At 69.7% G+C, this 15,520-nt stretch carries 16 protein-coding genes; 8 read left to right on the forward strand and 8 right to left on the reverse strand.

All coding sequences use genetic code 11. The features are described 5' to 3' along the window. Window positions 1-45 precede the first annotated feature (45 nt). The 4 genes from rplW to rpsJ are packed head-to-tail and all read right to left on the reverse strand — an operon-like array spanning window position 46 to window position 1,997. On the reverse strand, window positions 46-363 hold the full coding sequence (gene rplW / locus ACFUN8_RS06760) for a 50S ribosomal protein L23 (protein WP_078075546.1): 318 nt from the start codon (window positions 361-363) through the stop codon (window positions 46-48). After that, window positions 363-1,025 (reverse strand): 50S ribosomal protein L4, encoded by a 663-nt coding sequence (gene rplD / locus ACFUN8_RS06765; protein WP_383632481.1) that lies wholly within the window; start codon window positions 1,023-1,025, stop codon window positions 363-365. Before rplD ends, rplW begins: the two co-directional genes overlap by 1 nt. 4 nt (window positions 1,026-1,029) lie before the next feature. Next, window positions 1,030-1,674, reverse strand: coding sequence for a 50S ribosomal protein L3 (gene rplC, locus ACFUN8_RS06770; RefSeq protein WP_354607261.1), 645 nt, complete (start codon window positions 1,672-1,674; stop codon window positions 1,030-1,032). A gap of 14 nt (window positions 1,675-1,688) precedes the next feature. Continuing rightward, window positions 1,689-1,997 carry a 30S ribosomal protein S10 gene (gene rpsJ, locus ACFUN8_RS06775; protein WP_003948644.1) on the reverse strand — a complete coding sequence of 103 codons (309 nt, stop codon included), beginning with the start codon at window positions 1,995-1,997 and terminating at the stop codon, window positions 1,689-1,691. Between the two features lie 487 nt (window positions 1,998-2,484). Between rpsJ and ACFUN8_RS06780 the strand changes: the two genes are divergently transcribed. The 7 genes from ACFUN8_RS06780 to ACFUN8_RS06810 all read left to right on the forward strand — a co-directional run bounded on the left by ACFUN8_RS06780 (window position 2,485) and on the right by ACFUN8_RS06810 (window position 8,519). After that, a complete protein-coding gene (locus ACFUN8_RS06780) occupies window positions 2,485-2,676 on the forward strand; it encodes a DUF1059 domain-containing protein (protein WP_078079541.1) in 192 nt (63 codons plus the stop codon). Between the two features lie 163 nt (window positions 2,677-2,839). Next, window positions 2,840-3,055 (forward strand): hypothetical protein, encoded by a 216-nt coding sequence (locus tag ACFUN8_RS06785; protein WP_383632486.1) that lies wholly within the window; start codon window positions 2,840-2,842, stop codon window positions 3,053-3,055. Window positions 3,056-3,362: 307 nt separating this feature from the next. After that, the gene (locus ACFUN8_RS06790; RefSeq protein WP_383632489.1) at window positions 3,363-4,397 is read left to right on the forward strand and encodes a radical SAM protein; all 1,035 of its coding nucleotides are present in this window, start codon (window positions 3,363-3,365) and stop codon (window positions 4,395-4,397) included. A 50-nt stretch (window positions 4,398-4,447) separates the two neighbouring features. Next, window positions 4,448-5,728 carry a peptide ligase PGM1-related protein gene (locus ACFUN8_RS06795; protein WP_383632492.1) on the forward strand — a complete coding sequence of 427 codons (1,281 nt, stop codon included), beginning with the start codon at window positions 4,448-4,450 and terminating at the stop codon, window positions 5,726-5,728. Window positions 5,729-5,747: 19 nt separating this feature from the next. Then, a complete protein-coding gene (locus tag ACFUN8_RS06800) occupies window positions 5,748-7,019 on the forward strand; it encodes an MFS transporter (RefSeq protein ID WP_383632495.1) in 1,272 nt (423 codons plus the stop codon). Between the two features lie 103 nt (window positions 7,020-7,122). After that, window positions 7,123-8,118 (forward strand): 2-deoxy-5-keto-D-gluconate 6-phosphate aldolase domain-containing protein, encoded by a 996-nt coding sequence (locus ACFUN8_RS06805; protein WP_383632498.1) that lies wholly within the window; start codon window positions 7,123-7,125, stop codon window positions 8,116-8,118. 104 nt (window positions 8,119-8,222) lie between these two features. Then, the gene (locus tag ACFUN8_RS06810; RefSeq protein ID WP_383632501.1) at window positions 8,223-8,519 is read left to right on the forward strand and encodes a hypothetical protein; all 297 of its coding nucleotides are present in this window, start codon (window positions 8,223-8,225) and stop codon (window positions 8,517-8,519) included. A 70-nt stretch (window positions 8,520-8,589) separates the two neighbouring features. On the opposite strand, the gene ACFUN8_RS06815 is transcribed toward ACFUN8_RS06810, so the two are convergent. Together ACFUN8_RS06815 and ACFUN8_RS06820 are read right to left on the reverse strand one after the other, a co-directional pair. Then, on the reverse strand, window positions 8,590-9,063 hold the full coding sequence (locus ACFUN8_RS06815; RefSeq protein WP_383632504.1) for an NUDIX hydrolase: 474 nt from the start codon (window positions 9,061-9,063) through the stop codon (window positions 8,590-8,592). An 89-nt stretch (window positions 9,064-9,152) separates the two neighbouring features. Then, on the reverse strand, window positions 9,153-10,112 hold the full coding sequence (locus ACFUN8_RS06820) for an SMP-30/gluconolactonase/LRE family protein (protein WP_383632507.1): 960 nt from the start codon (window positions 10,110-10,112) through the stop codon (window positions 9,153-9,155). A 130-nt stretch (window positions 10,113-10,242) separates the two neighbouring features. Here ACFUN8_RS06820 and ACFUN8_RS06825 point away from each other — a divergent pair, with 130 nt between their 5' ends. Continuing rightward, window positions 10,243-10,695 (forward strand): Lrp/AsnC family transcriptional regulator, encoded by a 453-nt coding sequence (locus ACFUN8_RS06825; RefSeq protein WP_383632510.1) that lies wholly within the window; start codon window positions 10,243-10,245, stop codon window positions 10,693-10,695. A gap of 184 nt (window positions 10,696-10,879) precedes the next feature. On the opposite strand, the gene ACFUN8_RS06830 is transcribed toward ACFUN8_RS06825, so the two are convergent. Further along, the gene (locus tag ACFUN8_RS06830; protein WP_383632513.1) at window positions 10,880-13,672 is read right to left on the reverse strand and encodes a poly(A) polymerase; all 2,793 of its coding nucleotides are present in this window, start codon (window positions 13,670-13,672) and stop codon (window positions 10,880-10,882) included. Then, entirely contained in the window at window positions 13,672-15,390 is a 1,719-nt protein-coding gene (locus ACFUN8_RS06835; RefSeq protein ID WP_383632516.1) for an RNA ligase family protein, read from the reverse strand. The genes ACFUN8_RS06830 and ACFUN8_RS06835 overlap by 1 nt, the downstream gene beginning before the upstream one ends. Between the last annotated feature and the right edge of the window lie 130 nt (window positions 15,391-15,520).

Genomic DNA, 15,520 nt, shown 5'->3' on the forward strand with positions numbered 1-15,520 from the left:
CTCAGTCCTCGGAATATTCCGGACTTCGATTCGATCCGACTCCCGTTAGGAAGTCGGGCCGCCGAAGATGTCGATACGGTCGCCCTCGGCGAGGGTCACGATGGCGCGCTTGGTGTCCGAGCGCTTGCCGAAACCGGTGCGGGTGCGCTTGCGCTTGCCCTGCCGGTTGATCGTGTTGACCCCGGTGACCTTGACCGAGAAGACCGCCTCGACGGCCTGCTTGATCTGAGTCTTGTTGGAGCCGGGCGCGACGATGAACGTGTACTTGTTCTCGTCGAGCAGCGCGTAGCTCTTCTCGGACACCACGGGCTTGACGAGAACGTCACGCGGGTCCGTGAAGGTCTTGCTGGTGATCTCGGCCATCAGGCTTCGCTCCCCTCGGTGTCGGCAGTCTGTCGCGCAGCCCCGCCGGACACGAAGGACTCGAAGGCGGCCTTGGTGAAGACCACGTCGTCGGAGACAAGCACGTCGTACGTGTTGAGCTGTCCCGGGTCCAGCAGGTGGACCTCGGGGAGGTTGCGCGCGGACAGCCACGCGGCCTCGTCGCTCCGCTCGACGACCAGGAGCACGTGCTTGCGCTCACTGACCTTGCCGAGCAGGGTCTTGGCGGCCTTGGTGGACGCCGCGCCCTCGACCACGTCGGAGACGACGTGGATACGAGCGTTGCGGGCCCGGTCGGAGAGGGCACCGCGCAGGGCGGCGACCTTCATCTTCTTCGGGGTCCGCTGCGAGTAGTCACGCGGGGTGGGGCCGTGTACGACGCCACCGCCGGCGAACTGCGGCGCACGGGTCGAACCCTGACGGGCGCGGCCGGTGCCCTTCTGGCGGTAAGGCTTCTTGCCACCACCACGGACCTCGCCACGGCGCTTGACCTTGTGCGTGCCCTGACGGGCGGCGGCCAGCTGCGCGACGACGACCTGGTGGATCAGCGGGATGCTGACCTTGGCGTCGAAGATCTCGGCCGGGAGCTCTACGGTCCCGGACTTGTCGCCCGAGGGCGACATGATGTCAATGGTGCTGCTCATGTCTTCAGGCCCCCTTCGCCGCGGTGCGGACCAGGACGAGGCCGCCGTTCGGACCAGGAACCGCACCCTTGATCAGGATGAGGCCCTTCTCCGCGTCAACGGCGTGAACGGTCAGGTTCTGGGTGGTGACCCGCTCATTGCCCATACGGCCGGCCATCCGCATGCCCTTGAACACGCGGCCCGGGGTGGCGCAGCCACCGATGGAGCCGGGAGAGCGGTGCTTGCGCTGGGTTCCGTGACCGGCGCCGAGGCCCTTGAAGTTGTGACGCTTCATGACACCGGCGAAGCCCTTGCCCTTGCTCTTGCCCGTGACGTCCACGCGGACGCCGGACTCGAACACAGCGGCGGTGACCTCCTGGCCGAGCGTGTACTCGGACGCGTCGGAGGTGCGGAGCTCCACCAGGTGGCGGCGGGGGGTCACGTCGGCCTTGGCGAAGTGGCCCTTGAGGGGCTTGTTCACCTTGCGCGGGTCGATCTCGCCGAAGGCGATCTGGACCGACTCGTAGCCGTCGGAGTCATTCGTACGGACCTGGGTAACGACGCAGGGTCCGGCCTTGACCACGGTCACCGGGACGACACGGTTGTTCTCGTCCCAGACCTGGGTCATGCCGAGCTTCTCGCCCAGGACACCCTTGATCTGCTTTGCCATCTCTTCCGCGCCTCTCAGAGCTTGATCTCGATGTCGACGCCGGCCGGAAGGTCCAGGCGCATCAACGAGTCAACGGTCTTGGGCGTCGGGTCGAGGATGTCGATCAGGCGCTTGTGCGTGCGCATCTCGAAGTGCTCGCGCGAGTCCTTGTACTTGTGCGGCGACTTGATGACGCAGTACACGTTCTTCTCAGTGGGCAGCGGCACCGGGCCCGCGACCGACGCACCAGTGCGAGTCACCGTCTCGACGATCTTCTTCGCCGAAGAGTCGATGACCTCGTGGTCGTAGGCCTTGAGCCGGATGCGGATCTTCTGTCCCGCCATGGCTACTCAGTAGTCCTGTTCTCTCGAAACGCTCTGGCCCCGGTTGGGCTGTGCACTCTTCTCTCCGACCCACGCGGTCGGGCGTGTCGCATTCCCTCCACGTAGAAATTCCCGAAGGATTTCCCTGCCAAGGGGTGCGGGCCTGATGACCGCGAGCCGGGGGAGAAACCCCACCGGGTGCCTGGCCGGTACCCCGCTGACACTTCCCAGAAGATTCCCGTACGTCCGCCCCAGCGCTGCCGTGAGAGGCAGATGGGACGACGAGTACTGTGGGACTCGCTTCCGGTCCTCCCGACGGGAGGCGCGCAGCATCGGCACTCAACCGAGCAACCTGTGCAGTGTGCCATATGGGCCCGAGCCCTGGCCAATCGCGGCCGGAGAGCGTACCCCACGGGGTGAGCGGCGAATCCTGGGGCGGACGCGAGGCGCGTGCGCGACCTGTCCAGAACCCCCCGTACGGGAGGACACTGGTACATGGAGGTGCATCATGCGCAAAGTAGTCGATTGCCGTGACATGCCGAGCGAGACGAACTGCACCCTCGCCATCACCGGCGAGGAGGACGAGGTCGTCCGCGCCGCGAGCGAACACGCGGCATCGGTCCACGGCCACGAGAACACGGCGGAACTGCGGGCCCAGATCCGGTCCAACCTGAAGGACGAGATGCCGCAGCACGCGTGACACGTGCCGTTCGGCGCCGCGGGGCGGGTACGAGAACCCTCACCCGTGCGGGTGAATATCCCCAACTGGCCCCCGCCCAGGGCGGATTGTCTGCTTACGCTCAGCGGGCCAGGCTCTGAACAAGTCGCCTCTCGCGGAGGAGATCCGGGCCGAAGGCCGGGACATGGGCCTCGCAGAGGGCCGGGACGTGGGGCTCGCCGAAGGGCGTGCGCAGCAGGGCGTCAGGAGTGTTCTCCGGGTCCTGGAGGTGCGTGGCATCGCGGTCTCCGACGAGGTGCGTGAGCGCATCAGCGGCTGCGGCGACGTCGAGCTTCTGGAGCGTTGGATGGACCGTGCCCTCACGGCCGGCTCCGCCGAGGAGATCTTCGCGGCCGAGTAGTCCTGTCGGCAATGGTTTCCGAAAATGGGTCGGCGCATTACTTGAGGACGATGGCATTCCGGCGTAACAGGATCGCCTTCACGACGTCAAGGGACCCTATTTGGACAAGCGATCCGGTGACATGGACCTGCACCGGATGCGGCGCATAGTGTCTTGATCGCACGGGCCGGGTCCCGGTCGGCAACTCCGACCGGGACCCGGTCATGCGTGGACGCTGAACCGCATACCGGAAAGGCGAGATCGCATCATGGCCGGATCAAAAGACGGAACTTTCGCCGAGAAGATATCCCCCTATCTGCGCCAGAAAATGAACGAGCGCAAAGACGAGGGCGGATTCCCGTTCTTGGACCTTCAGTACGCCGTGGACCCGGCGGAAGCCGTCGACAGGACCCACGAAGTCGGCAGACATTACCAGTCCGAGCTCCGGACCACCTTCGAGGGCCGAATACTCAAGGGTGTTGAGAAGCTCTACCGCAGGACGCTCCTCGTCGAGCCCACGACGATATGCGCGGCACACTGCCGCTGGTGCATTCGCGGACAGTACGAGACGTTAACCTTATCGAAGGACGACCTTGAGCGGATCGCCCGCTACTGCGGCTCCGCCCCCGAGAATGAAGACGTGCGGGAAATCCTGGTGACGGGCGGAGACCCGCTGATCCTGGTCGACCGTATCGAGTTCCTGCTGGACGCGGTCGAGCGGTACGCCCCCCAGGTCGAAGTCGTCCGTCTAGCCACCAGGGTTCCTCTCCAGGACCCCCGTCGGGTCGACGCGCGCATGCTGCACGCTCTGCGCCCGCGGCCGACGTTCCGGGTGGAGATCGCGACCCATATCAACCACCCGGGCGAGCTGTTTCCCGAAGTACGTGAGGCGTACGCGGCCCTGCAGGCCGCAGGGGCCAGGATCTACGACCAGACGGTGCTTCTGCGCGGCGTGAACGACAGTCTCGACACCCTGGTCGAGCTGTACGACGAACTGCGCCACCTCGACATCGAGGCGCACTACCTCTTCCACTGCGTCCCGATACGCGGCATGGACCACCACCGCACCTCGATCGCACAGGGACTCGACCTCTTCCGCCGGCTCGTCTCCTCGGGGATGACATCCGGGCGGGCCAAACCCCAGTACACCCTGATGACCGACGTCGGGAAGGTCTCCTTGTACGAGGGGACGATCATCGACCGTGACGACGACGGCCGGGTGCTGATCCAGACGGGGTACACCTACAAGGACCGGCTGAGCTGGGTCCCCGACTGGGCGCTCCCGCCCACCGCCCGCGTGGATGACGACGGTTGTCTCCAGGTCTGGTACCTGGACAGCGACGGCGGAAAGGCCGAGGCGTAATGCCCCGGCTGTGGCTCGGAAACGCCTGCACCGAGCACATGGTCGACCGCATGGACCTCCTCACCGACGAGGACTTCCGCGGCATTCTCTTCGCGATGAAAAGGCTGATCTGGCTGCTGAGGGACGGCGACGCGATCGTCCTTCCCCGCCCGGCCCCCGACACGTTCCTGCGATACGTCGCCGGCCACACCGGACTCGACACCGGGAGCGTCCACGTCATCAGCCCGGACGCCGACCTCCTCACCCAGGAGCTGCTCCACGGCAAGGAAGTCCTGGGCCGTCTCCAGGACATCGTCACGCCGGACTGGGAGTTCCGCCCGTACATCTACGACCGGGGTGCGGTGACGTTCGCCCGCGAGCTGGGTTTGCACACGGACAGGGCACGGCCGTTCCTGGGACAGGGCGGCGCCGAGCTGTTCAACAGCAAGGTGTTCTTCCGGGCCTTCGCGGCGGGGGCGGGCTTCTCCGTCCCCGCCGGCATGCCCTGCCGGACCGTCGACGACCTCAAGCACATCGTGGGCCAACTGCTGGCGAGAACCGCTTCGGTGATCGTCAAGCGTGACCGGGCCGTGGGCGGACACGGCAACTTCGTCGTCACCACGGACCCGCGTCTCGTCGTGACGGGAGCCCTGTCGAAGACGTACCTCACCGATCCACGGGATCTCGACGCGGTGGTCGCGGCCGCCGGTCTCGCTCGCACTCACGCGCCACAGGGCGAAGTGGTGGTGGAGGAGTTCCTCCCCGATTGCCGGTCCGTCTACGTCGAGGTCGTCTGCCCCGAGGACGGCGGCGAACCCTCGATAGTGAACTCCGGCGAGCTTCGAGCAGCCGATGATCCCCCCGTACTCGTGGGGCTTGAAATGCCACTGCAGACAATTCCGGACAGCTCCCGGAAAGAGTTCTTCGCGGAAGCGCTGCGGATGGCTAGGATGATGCGGGACCTCGGCTACACCGGTCTGGCAAGCATTGATGCAGTCATAGCATCATCGGGCGAAATATGGTTCAACGAAGTGAATGCCCGAATGGGTGGCAGCACTCACCTGCACCATATCGCCGAAACACTGGTCGGCCCTGACTGGGCGGACAGTCATACGCTCCTGAGCCGCTTCAACGTACGATCCGCGAATCTGCGGAAGCTTCTGGGTCTGCTGACGGCGAACGGTCTCGCATGGGACCCGGAGAGCCGACGGGGCGTCGTGATCGCTTCGGACGACACGGAAGTCAGCGGAAACATCGAGTACGTCATTCTGGCGCCCAGCTGGGCGGAAGGGCGCACTTTGGAATCCGGGCTAGGGGAAATTCTCGCCGAAAGCGCTCCACCGCAGGTCTGAAGCCGTTCAACCAACGTACATGGACAGGGGATTCCAGCCGGTGGCCTACCGTGGTCTCGTCAACAAGAAAATGCTCACCTGGTCGTTCGTCGTCGCGGTGAGCAGACTTCCTGTTGCCATGGCTCCACTGGCTTTCGTGTTCCTGGGCCGGGAAACCTCCGGCGGCTACACCATCGGTGCCGTGATGGCCGCGGTGTACACGGCGGCGGAGGCAGCAGGGGCACCCCTGTTGGGGTCCCGGCTCAGGACCAGGGCTTTTCGCGGCGAGATCGCCGCCGGGCTGGTGGTCAGCTCGGCGGCTTTCGCGGCCCTTGCCTTTTTCCCCGGAATCGGGGCGGGCGCGTCCATCGGTCTGGCCGCCGTGGCCGGCGCCGGCTGCGCGGCGGCGCCCGGGGCCTTACGGACCATGGTCTCCGACCTGGTGGGCGAGAAGGACCTCAACTCCGCGCTGAGCCTGGAGTCGTCTCTGAACATGGCGGTCTGGGCAGCCTCACCGGCCGTGGTCGCGGCCGCCGCCCTGCACTACTCCGCGACACTCCCCTTCTTCGCCGCGGCGGCGTCCGCCCTCATGGGCGCGGCCTGCGTGTTCCTCCTCCCGGAGAAGACCGGCAAGCCCGCGGAGTCCGGGCACTCGCGCAGCGCGACGCGGCATCTGGTGAGCGTCTGGCCCATCTACCTGACCAGCGTCGCGGTCATGTATCTGCTGGCCACCGTCGAACTCAGTCTCCCCGCCCTGCTTGAGCAGCGAGACCACGCCGTCGCGTACAGCGGCCCCCTGCTCACCTGCTTCGCCCTGGCCAGCATTCTCGGCGGGATCGTCTACGGGCTCCGCACCTGGCCGGGCGACCCCGAGAAACAGAGCACCGTCCTGTTGCTCGTCACGACCGTCCTGATATCGATCATGGCGCTGTCGTCGGCGATCCCCGCGATGGCCACGTATCTGCTCCTGGCCGGGTTCGCCCAGGCCATCGTGCTCATCGCCCGGAACCTGTCGTTGCGAACCGCTCTCCGGGACGACCTGCACCCTGTCGGCTACTCCATCCTGTACGCGGGCAGCGGCATCGGCTACGGCGTCAGCGCGGCGACGACAGGCGTTCTGCTCGCCTACTTCCGGCCTTCGTACGTGGTGCTGAGCGCCGCGGCCGTCACGCTCCTCCTGACGGCGGTCTCGGCACTGGGCCGAGGGAGAGTGGAACAGAACAGGGTGGAACGAAGCAGGGTGGAACAGAAGCCGCAGGGTGCGAAGCGGTTCGACTCCCCCGACGCCCAGTCCGAAACCGGAAGCGGCTGACGTCCCGCGGGCGGTCCCCCGCGGACCGGCCGCGTTGGACAGGACGCGCCCGCGGTCGCAACCTGAATGAGGGGAGTTCACCGCCGCTGGAGAAGAGGTCTTCATGACTGACGTTCCTCTCGCCCACCCGGAGAAAGCGGAAGCGGCGCCCGACGGGCAGGCGCTCCTTATTCTCGCGGCGGACCACAGAAACAGTCTGGAGTCGGGTCTCTACGGGATCACCGCGCCGCCCACCCCGGCGCAGGAGGCCCGGATCTGCGCCGACAAGCTGCTGATCTACCAGGCGCTGCTGGACGCCGCCGAGAAATTGCCGGCGGGCGCGCAGCCCGGAATCCTCATCGATGAGCAGTACGGTGCCGACGTCGTCGAACTCGCGGCGCGTTCGGGCGGCGCGGTGGATCTGGCGGTGCCGATCGAGGCCAGCGGCAGCGACTGGTTCGAGTTCGCCTACGGCGACCGGTGGCGCCGCCACGCGGAGTTCTTTCCCGCCGACTACGCCAAGGTCCTCGTACGTGACAATCCGGGGTTCGACGCGGGCCGCCGGGCGCGGCAGGCCAAGGATCTGGCCGAGGTCTCCTCGTGGGCCGCGGACACCGGTCGGCCGCTGATCCTGGAACTCCTCGTCCCGGCGGGCGACTCCGACAAGCAGGCCGTCGGCGACGACACGGCACGTTACGACGCCGAACTCCGGCCCGGCCTCACGGTCTCGGTGATCGAGTATCTCCAGGACCACGGTGTGGAGCCCGCGATCTGGAAGATCGAAGGACTCGAACGCCACGAGGACACCGTCGCCGTGCTGGCCGCCGCCCGACGCGACGCGCGGACAGCCGACTGCATCGTGCTCGGGCGCCACGCGACGCACGGCCGGCTCGACCACTGGCTGAAGGTCGCGGCACCCGTCCCCGGCTTCGTGGGCTTCGCGATCGGCCGCAGCATCTGGTGGGACGCGCTGCACGCGCACCTGTACCACCACTCCACCGACGGCGAGACCCGTGGCCGGATCACCGGCCAGTACCTCGACTTCGCGCGCTACTACCTGACGGCACGCGACGGCGCGCTCGCTCCCGCCTGGGCGCAAACCCCGCGCACGCAGCGGTGAAGAGGTTGCCTCCACGCGCCGGGCACATAAAGCTCCCGATCGACTACCCTGAGTGACCCGGCGGATCGCATCACGCGCGGTCCGCTCCACGAGGGGAACTCACCATGATGCGACGACGCTTGGCCCTGTCCCTGGGCGCGCTGGCGGCCGGCGTGACCCTGGCAGTCGGGGTGTCCGGATCGGCGTACGCGGCGGAAGGCGTCCTGATCGTCAACGGCAACGAGTACAAGGACCCGAGCGGCTGCTATGCCATCGACTGGTACCCGTCGTCGGTGACCAACCACACCGACGCCATCGCCGAGGTCCACTCCGGGCCGAACTGCACCGGCCAGGTCGAGTGGCTGGTCTACCCGGGCGAGACGTACCACACGGAGACAGCCCAGAGCGTCTTCGTCCTCTGAGCCCACCAGTCGGACCGACGTCACCGGCGGCGCGTGCCCGGACCGGGTGAGCGCCGTACGGCTCCGGCCCTCAGTGCTGGATCAGCCCGCCGACCGTGACGGGAGCGACGTGACCGGTCGCCGGAAGGGTCCGGGCCAGGGCCAGGCCGATGTCGACCAGCGACGACCGGCGCAGGCCGGCGACGTCGGGAAGCGGGGTCCAGACCGACTCGACGATCTCGCCGTTCGGCTCGGGCCGCAGCCGGCCGCCGGTGATGCGGACCTGGTAGAAGATGCCGACATTCTGGTGTTCCGGCCCGCCGGGGACGGTGCGTTCGGCCGCGGGAACGACCCGTGAGTCCACGCCCAGCAGGCGCTCGACCACCGCGTCGCAGCCGGTCTCCTCGGCGACCTCCCGGATCACCGCGTCGTACGGATCCTCCGCGTGCTCGACCCGGCCGCCCGGAAGGGTCCAGGTGGCCTCACCCCGCGGTGATACGTGACAGCCGAGCAGCACCCGCCCGTCCTCGACGCACACGGCGTACGCCGCCAACCGGAAACTCATCCCGCCATCTCCCCATCTCCCCATCTCCCCGCCGGACGCCGTCTCGACGGACGTTCGCAGCCTGATGTCGAGTATCGCCACTCAGCGCCTCAGCCGGACCCCGAATCCAGCCAGGGCCTGCGCCCGGGTCCGGTCGGGTGGGTGCCCGTGGCGCTCATGACGACCGAGTAGAGGCTGGTCTCCGCCGTGATGAAGAGGCGGTTGCGCTTGGGGCCGCCCCAGGCGATGTTGGCCACCGCCTCCGGGATGTCGAGGCGCCCGATCAGCGTGCCGTCGAGGTCGTAGCAGTGCACTCCGTCGTCCATCGCGGCCGCCCAGAGCCGGCCCGCGTCGTCGAAGCGGAGGTTGTCGAAGCGGGCCCGTTCGCGGGCCGCGGCCTCGGCGAAGATCTCGCCGTCCGACAGCGTGCCGTCGTCGCGTACGTCAAAGACGCGGATGAGGCCGGCCCGGGTGTCGGAGACGAAGAGCCGCCGTTCGTCGGCCGAGAAGACGAGGCCGTTCGGGGCGCCGAAGCAGTCGGCGACGAGGCGCACTTCGCCGGTGGCGGGATCGATCCGGTAGACGTTGTTGGAGTTGATCTCGCTCTGCGCGCGGTGGCCCTCGTAGTCGCTGGTGATACCGAAGTCCGGGTCGGAGAACCAGATCGAGCCGTCGGACTTGACCGCCGCGTCGTTCGGGCTGTTCAGGCGCTTGCCCTGCCAGCGGTCGGCCAGCACCGTGACCGTGCCGTCGTGTTCGGTACGTGTCACCCGGCGGTTGCCCTGCTCGCAGGTGACGAGTCGGCCCTGGCGGTCGAGGGTGTTGCCGTTCGTGTGCCCGGCGGAGCGGCGGAAGACGCTGACGGCCCCGGTCTCCTCGTCCCAGCGCAGCATCCGGTCGTTGGGGATGTCGCTCCAGATCAGCTGCCGCCAGGCGGGCAGATAGATCGGCCCCTCCGCCCAGCGGCAGCCGGTGTACAGGACCTCCAGGCCGTCGTCGCCGTTCATGCACCGACCGGTACGGAACCGGTCGTCGAGCATCTCGTACAGCGGGGGGCGTTCGCCGGTCATACGGGTCCTTCCCATGCCAGGCGGGTTCCAGGCGGGTTCCACGTGCACACGATACCGAATGTGCTTCGGCATGAATGGAACAGTGCAGGATGGGATACGGTCAAGACAAGATCGGGCCGAATGGAGAATCGTGGATCATATCGATCGTGCCCTGCTGGAACAGCTCCAGCTGGACGCCACCCAGCCCTACGCCGCGCTGGGCCAGGCCGTGGGCCTCTCCGCCGGCGCGGCTCACGAACGCGTACGGAAGCTGCGGGAACGCGGCGCGATCCGGCGTACCACCGTCGAGGTGGACCCGGCGGCGGTGGGCGGCGGCGTCCTGGCCTATGTGATGGTCAACTCGGTCTCATGGATGGGTGATTCGGCGGAGGGTTTCGCCGCGCTCCCCGAGATCCTGGAGGCGCACGTCATCGCCGGCAGCGCGTCGGTACTGGTGAAGGTCAGGACCGGGACCACCGAGCAGTTGCAGGACGTGCTGCGCCGGATCTACGCGATCGACGGGGTCAGCGGGACGCAGGCCACGGTGGTGCTGGAGACCTTCTTCGAGCGGCCCGTCTCCCCACGCGCCGCCGATCAGGACTGAACTCCCGCGACACCGGCCGGTGTTGCCCGCGACCGTACTCCGTCGCGGCCGCCCGTCAGGAAGGCGCTCGGGATCAGGGCGAGCGCCGTGATGGACAGCGCCCGCCAGAAGGACGTCCCGAACGCCTCCGCGATGTGGGGGCTGTCCCCCGAGGCCTGTCCCTTCAGCGTACGTCCGCGTGGCGTCAGCTCAGTGTCGGTACGTCGCCGCTCCGCGCCCACGCGACCTCCACGTTCCGTAGACCACGGCCCCAGGGACCCACGATCTCCGCGAGCGCGGCGGCGTCCGGCGGGCCGGCGCCGAGGCCGATCGCGTACCGAATCGCGCCCCCATCAGCCGCGTACGGGCGCGGCCAGGCGTGCGCGTCCCGCACCCCGGCGGCTTCGAGCGCGGTGAGCAGCGCCCGTACACGGCCCCGGAAGCGCCCCAGGGTGTCGGGGCGTCGCGTGTCCACGGTCACCACCGCCCAGGCGGCGTGGCGGCGGTGCATGGGCGGGGGTGGGGTCAGTTCCCAGGCCCCGTACAACTCCTGTATCAGCAGGTCGCGTTGGCCCGGACCGACCTGGTCCGTGCAGCTGCGGATCGGGGCGGTCGGGGTCAGTACGGTGACGGGGGCGGGGGCGGCGGCAGGAGCGGGAGCCGGAGCGGCGGCAACTCCGAGGGAGACCGGTACGCGCCAGTCCCATGCCGCCCACGTGCCGAAGAAGTGCCTCAGCAGGTCCTCGCGCCCCAGCGGGCCGGCCTCCGCGACCGTGCGCGCCGCCAGCACCGCCCAGGCCAGGCCGGGCAGCCCGCCGAAGGGAGCGGAGTCCAGCCCGCGCGCCCCGGCCCAGGTCTTCACGTCCCTCGCCAGCCGGGCGAAGGCGTCGTGGCGGTCGCCGACCGCGTCTCGTACGGCCACCGCGTCACTCACCGCACTCAGCGCGACGGCCGCCGCCACGCCCAACTCGGCGCGGCGGTCGACAGCCTGCGCCGGAGGCAGCGAACCGGTCGCGACCGCGGCCAGATCAACGCCCAACTCGCCCACCGCGAACCGGAGTCCGGGCACGCGCGCGCCGACCACCTCCCGTACGTGAGCCACGGGCAACGCGGCGCTCACCCGGCGCCGTATCTCGCCCATGTCCACCGTCGCGCCCGGCAGCGCCGCCACCAAGTCAAGGTCCGCCCCGGCGGACGCGCAGCCCATGCGGCGGGAGCCGACGACATGTACGGCGCCCTCGGGCAGGGCGCGGGCGAGAAGTCTCGCGGTGTCTCCGGCGTCGACATCGGGCGGGCTCGCGACCGGACCGTCGTCCGGGAGCCAGTTGATCGCGCCCGTCCCGAGCGCGACCGTCGCCCGTACGCGCATCGGCTCGTCACCCCTGCGCGACAGCAGCGCCAACTCCCCCACGGGCGAGGACACTTCGCCGAGCCGGGCCTCGATCCCCGCGGCGACCCGCTGCGGGTCGCGGCTCCGCCCGAGCGTCAGATGCGGCGTGAAGCCCTCGGCCCGCCGCCCACCGCAGCGCGGGAAGCGCCGCTCCAGCGCCTCCCGAAGCCCCGCCCACGGAGCCTCGCCCTCCCCCACCGGGTCGAGCCAGAGCGTGGCGTCCTCGCGGTGCCCGAAGGTGTGCACGCCGGCCAGCCGCGCCGTGAAGGGCGCGATCTCGGCGGCGGCAGCGGCGAGCAGCGGGGCCGCGCGCTCGAAGTCGGACTCCGGGACGAAGCCGAAGAGCAGGTTCACATGTGGCGGCCAGCGGTCGACCTGCGGATCGTGCTCCCGCCGTACGGCCTGGAGGGGACCCCACAGCTCGTGGGGCGGCAGCCAGGCGACTGCGGTACGGGCGGTGGCAGCGACGTCGAGGGCGTCCGCGTGCGAACTCCCCTCCACCGCACCGAGATCGACCTCCGCCGCCACCCCGTAGTGGTCGGAGATGTAGAGCCCGCCCGCGTCCGGCGTGTCGCCACGCAGCGCGGCCCCGGCCACCACCCCGCTCCCCCGCAGCAGCACCCGGTCCAGCCGCGCGGCACGGCCCGACAACGAGGCCACCGCCGCCAGCGGATTGGTGACCGGATCGAAGGTGGGCGTGCGGTCCTCGGAGCCGTACACCTCGCTCCACGCGTCACGCAGCCCGAGCGCGGCGGCCGGTCCGTCGTCCCCGCCGGAGCCGTCGTTGAAGTCGCCCAGCAGGATCAGGTCGGCGTCGACTCCGCCCAACCCCTCGGCGAGGGCGGCCAGTTCGTTACGGCGCCGGGCCGCGCCGTCCTTGGAGTGGTCACTGCTCAGGTGCGTGGCGGCCACGACGAGCGGCCCGGCGGCGGTCTCCACGGTGAACGCGGTGACGGCCTTGTGCGAACCGAGGACATGGTGCCCCGCCTCACGCACGGGCAGGCGGCTGAGGAGCAGCAGCCCGTTGTCGTCCACGTCACGCCCGCCCGGGTCGCTGCCGACGGTGTAACTCACCCGCACCCAGGGTGCGTTCAGCAGCATCGTGAGCAGTTCGCGCTCGACCTCCTGCAGCGCGATGACGTCGGCGTCGGCCTCCTCCAGGGCGGCGAGCAGCAGGGGCCGCCGCGCGGCGGTGTGGACGCGGTCGCTGTCGTAGCGGTCCCAGAGGGTGTTCCAGGTGAGAACGCGCAGCGAGACGGAGGCGGGCGCGGGCGGTGGTGCGGCCTCGGAAGGGCGCCAGCCCTCGGGGCCGTACGCGTAGGCCGTACTCGCCGTGAAGAACGGCGCCCGCAGCAGCCGGGGTTGACTCACCCGCCCGGCGTCCGTGGTGTCGATCCGGTCGACGCCGGTGGCCCGGTCCCAGACCACTTCGCCGTCGGCCTCCACGAACAGCACGCGATGCCAGGGGATGTCGCCGCCGGGCACGAACGCGGGCAGCGGGATCCGCCCGGGGCTCGTGCCGCGCCGGCTGACGCCGAGGACGAAGCGCGCGGGATCGAAGCGCGGGTCCCAGCGCACCTGGTGGTACAGCTGGTCGCTGGTCCGCATCAGTCCTCCCCTTCCCCTTCGACGCTGTCCGTGTCCTCGATGTCGCCGCCCGCCCCGACGTACCACGTGCGGTGCGCGTCCCCCGGATACGGCGGTACGAAGCGGTGCGACTGTCCCGCGAGTACGTCGGGCGGCACCGGGTGCGGCCGTACGCGGTTGCGCCTGACCAGCTCCGCCTCGTCCACGAGCAGTACGGCGTGTGTGACGAGCGCGTCGCGCCGCCGCGCCAACGTGCCTACCAGCGAACGCTGTTGCCGGTTGAGCGAGGTGGCGTCCCACACCACCGTGCCGCCGGTGCCGCCCCGCGCGAGCGCGCGGTCGAGCCGGTCGAGGCCGTCCCGCAGGACGTCGCCGTTGTCGCGCTGATCGGCGCGGGAGCCACGGGACTCCCGCAGTTCGTCGAGCGAGATCCGCGTCCCGACCCCCGTCAGTCCTTCTACGAAGGTGCTCTTCCCGCTCGCCGACGGCCCGACGAGATGGATCAGCCGTGGAAAGTCCCCGGACCGCCATCGCCAGGTCGCGGCCACGGCCTCCTCGACGGTGGTGAGGCGCCCGTCGACCCAGGCGTCACGGGCCCCCGCCCAACAGCGCGCGATCGCATCCGCTCCGAGCCCGTCGAGGGCGACCCGCAACCCCGTACGCAGCGCCTCCAACGCCTCCCCGCCGTCCAGGAGTCCCGCCTCCTCGGCGTGCAGCGCGGACCACTCGACCTGCTCCCCCGACGCCCCCTCCGCCACCGCACCGGCGACGGCGTGCAGCACCCCCAGGTCGGCGGCGAGGGACATCCGCGCGAGCCCGGCGCGCCGCCCGTTGTCGGGGAACGGCCGGTGCAGCGCCGGATACAGCCCAACCAGGTCCGCAACGCGCCGGGCCTGCGCCATCCCGAGCGGCGCGACGAGCGCACCCGCGAGCCGGCCGCGCGGCACGTCGTGGCAGAGCGCCGCGAGAACCCCGCCCAGCCGGTCGTCCCCGGTACGCCCGGCGGCGTCGAGCCGCCCGACCACCTCGCGGGCCGCGTCCTCGTCCCCCGCTACCCCCACGGCGCGCGCCACCGCCCCGGCATCGACGGAACCTCCCGACCGCACGTCCCACAACGCGGCACGCGCCCCGAGCCCGTTCTCCACGACGGCGGCGTGCATCCAGTGCGTATCGGTCTGTACGTGGTGCGGCCGCACCCACTTGGCGAGCCGCAGCCCGAACTCCTCACGTACGAAGCCCTCGACGCTCCGTACGACATACCCCTCCTGCCGCGCGGGGTCCAACTTCAGCGCGCGCAGGGCCCGTTCGTCGAAGATCCCCCGCCACAGCACGGGCGGCGCGGGAACCCCCAGCCGCCGCAGGAACCGCACGGTCGCGTCCCAGTCGAGACAACGCTCGCCGTCCCACACGGAGAAGCCGTAGAACCAGCTCTCCAGGTCCTCGTACGCGATCGAGTGCCGCGCGTACATGTTCTCCCCGCACACCCGCACCCCACCGGGGATCAACCCCCCGATCCGCCCCTGCAGCCCCTTCACCCAGGCGCGCGACGGATGATGCCCGGAATCCAACGACCGGGCGTGCACCCCGTCGCCGTACAGGGTGGTGTTCTCCCCGTCCATCTTCTCGGTGACGACAACTTCCCGCCCCCGCAGCCCACCCAGCCCCCCGACCCGCACATCGTCCGAGCCGACGCCGGGCGACCAGGGCAGATGGGGCGTACGCGGATACGCCGTACGCATGTCCCACACTCCCCCGCGCCCAGTGACTGCTTGCCCGGCAACCCTAGAAGCGCGGCGGAAGACGATCCATCGATTAACGAACGGGCCTCGGCCGGTCCCACGCGAAGAGGCCCCGCACCGGCTCGAAAGC

The sequence above is a fragment of the Streptomyces sp. NPDC057307 genome (assembly GCF_042667665.1).
Taxonomy (GTDB): Bacteria; Actinomycetota; Actinomycetes; order Streptomycetales; family Streptomycetaceae; genus Streptomyces.

What these genes read in the sequence shown, in the direction of transcription:
- rplW (WP_078075546.1), bottom strand. Translation starts at nt 363, where the DNA reads ATGGCCGAGATCACCAGCAAGACCTTCACGGACCCGCGTGACGTTCTC.
- rplD (WP_383632481.1), bottom strand. Translation starts at nt 1,025, where the DNA reads ATGAGCAGCACCATTGACATCATGTCGCCCTCGGGCGACAAGTCCGGG.
- rplC (WP_354607261.1), bottom strand. Translation starts at nt 1,674, where the DNA reads ATGGCAAAGCAGATCAAGGGTGTCCTGGGCGAGAAGCTCGGCATGACC.
- rpsJ (WP_003948644.1), bottom strand. Translation starts at nt 1,997, where the DNA reads ATGGCGGGACAGAAGATCCGCATCCGGCTCAAGGCCTACGACCACGAG.
- ACFUN8_RS06780 (WP_078079541.1), top strand. Translation starts at nt 2,485, where the DNA reads ATGCGCAAAGTAGTCGATTGCCGTGACATGCCGAGCGAGACGAACTGC.
- ACFUN8_RS06785 (WP_383632486.1), top strand. Translation starts at nt 2,840, where the DNA reads ATGGGCCTCGCAGAGGGCCGGGACGTGGGGCTCGCCGAAGGGCGTGCG.
- ACFUN8_RS06790 (WP_383632489.1), top strand. Translation starts at nt 3,363, where the DNA reads ATGAACGAGCGCAAAGACGAGGGCGGATTCCCGTTCTTGGACCTTCAG.
- ACFUN8_RS06795 (WP_383632492.1), top strand. Translation starts at nt 4,448, where the DNA reads ATGGACCTCCTCACCGACGAGGACTTCCGCGGCATTCTCTTCGCGATG.
- ACFUN8_RS06800 (WP_383632495.1), top strand. Translation starts at nt 5,748, where the DNA reads ATGGACAGGGGATTCCAGCCGGTGGCCTACCGTGGTCTCGTCAACAAG.
- ACFUN8_RS06805 (WP_383632498.1), top strand. Translation starts at nt 7,123, where the DNA reads ATGACTGACGTTCCTCTCGCCCACCCGGAGAAAGCGGAAGCGGCGCCC.
- ACFUN8_RS06810 (WP_383632501.1), top strand. Translation starts at nt 8,223, where the DNA reads ATGATGCGACGACGCTTGGCCCTGTCCCTGGGCGCGCTGGCGGCCGGC.
- ACFUN8_RS06815 (WP_383632504.1), bottom strand. Translation starts at nt 9,063, where the DNA reads ATGAGTTTCCGGTTGGCGGCGTACGCCGTGTGCGTCGAGGACGGGCGG.
- ACFUN8_RS06820 (WP_383632507.1), bottom strand. Translation starts at nt 10,112, where the DNA reads ATGACCGGCGAACGCCCCCCGCTGTACGAGATGCTCGACGACCGGTTC.
- ACFUN8_RS06830 (WP_383632513.1), bottom strand. Translation starts at nt 13,672, where the DNA reads ATGCGGACCAGCGACCAGCTGTACCACCAGGTGCGCTGGGACCCGCGC.
- ACFUN8_RS06835 (WP_383632516.1), bottom strand. Translation starts at nt 15,390, where the DNA reads ATGCGTACGGCGTATCCGCGTACGCCCCATCTGCCCTGGTCGCCCGGC.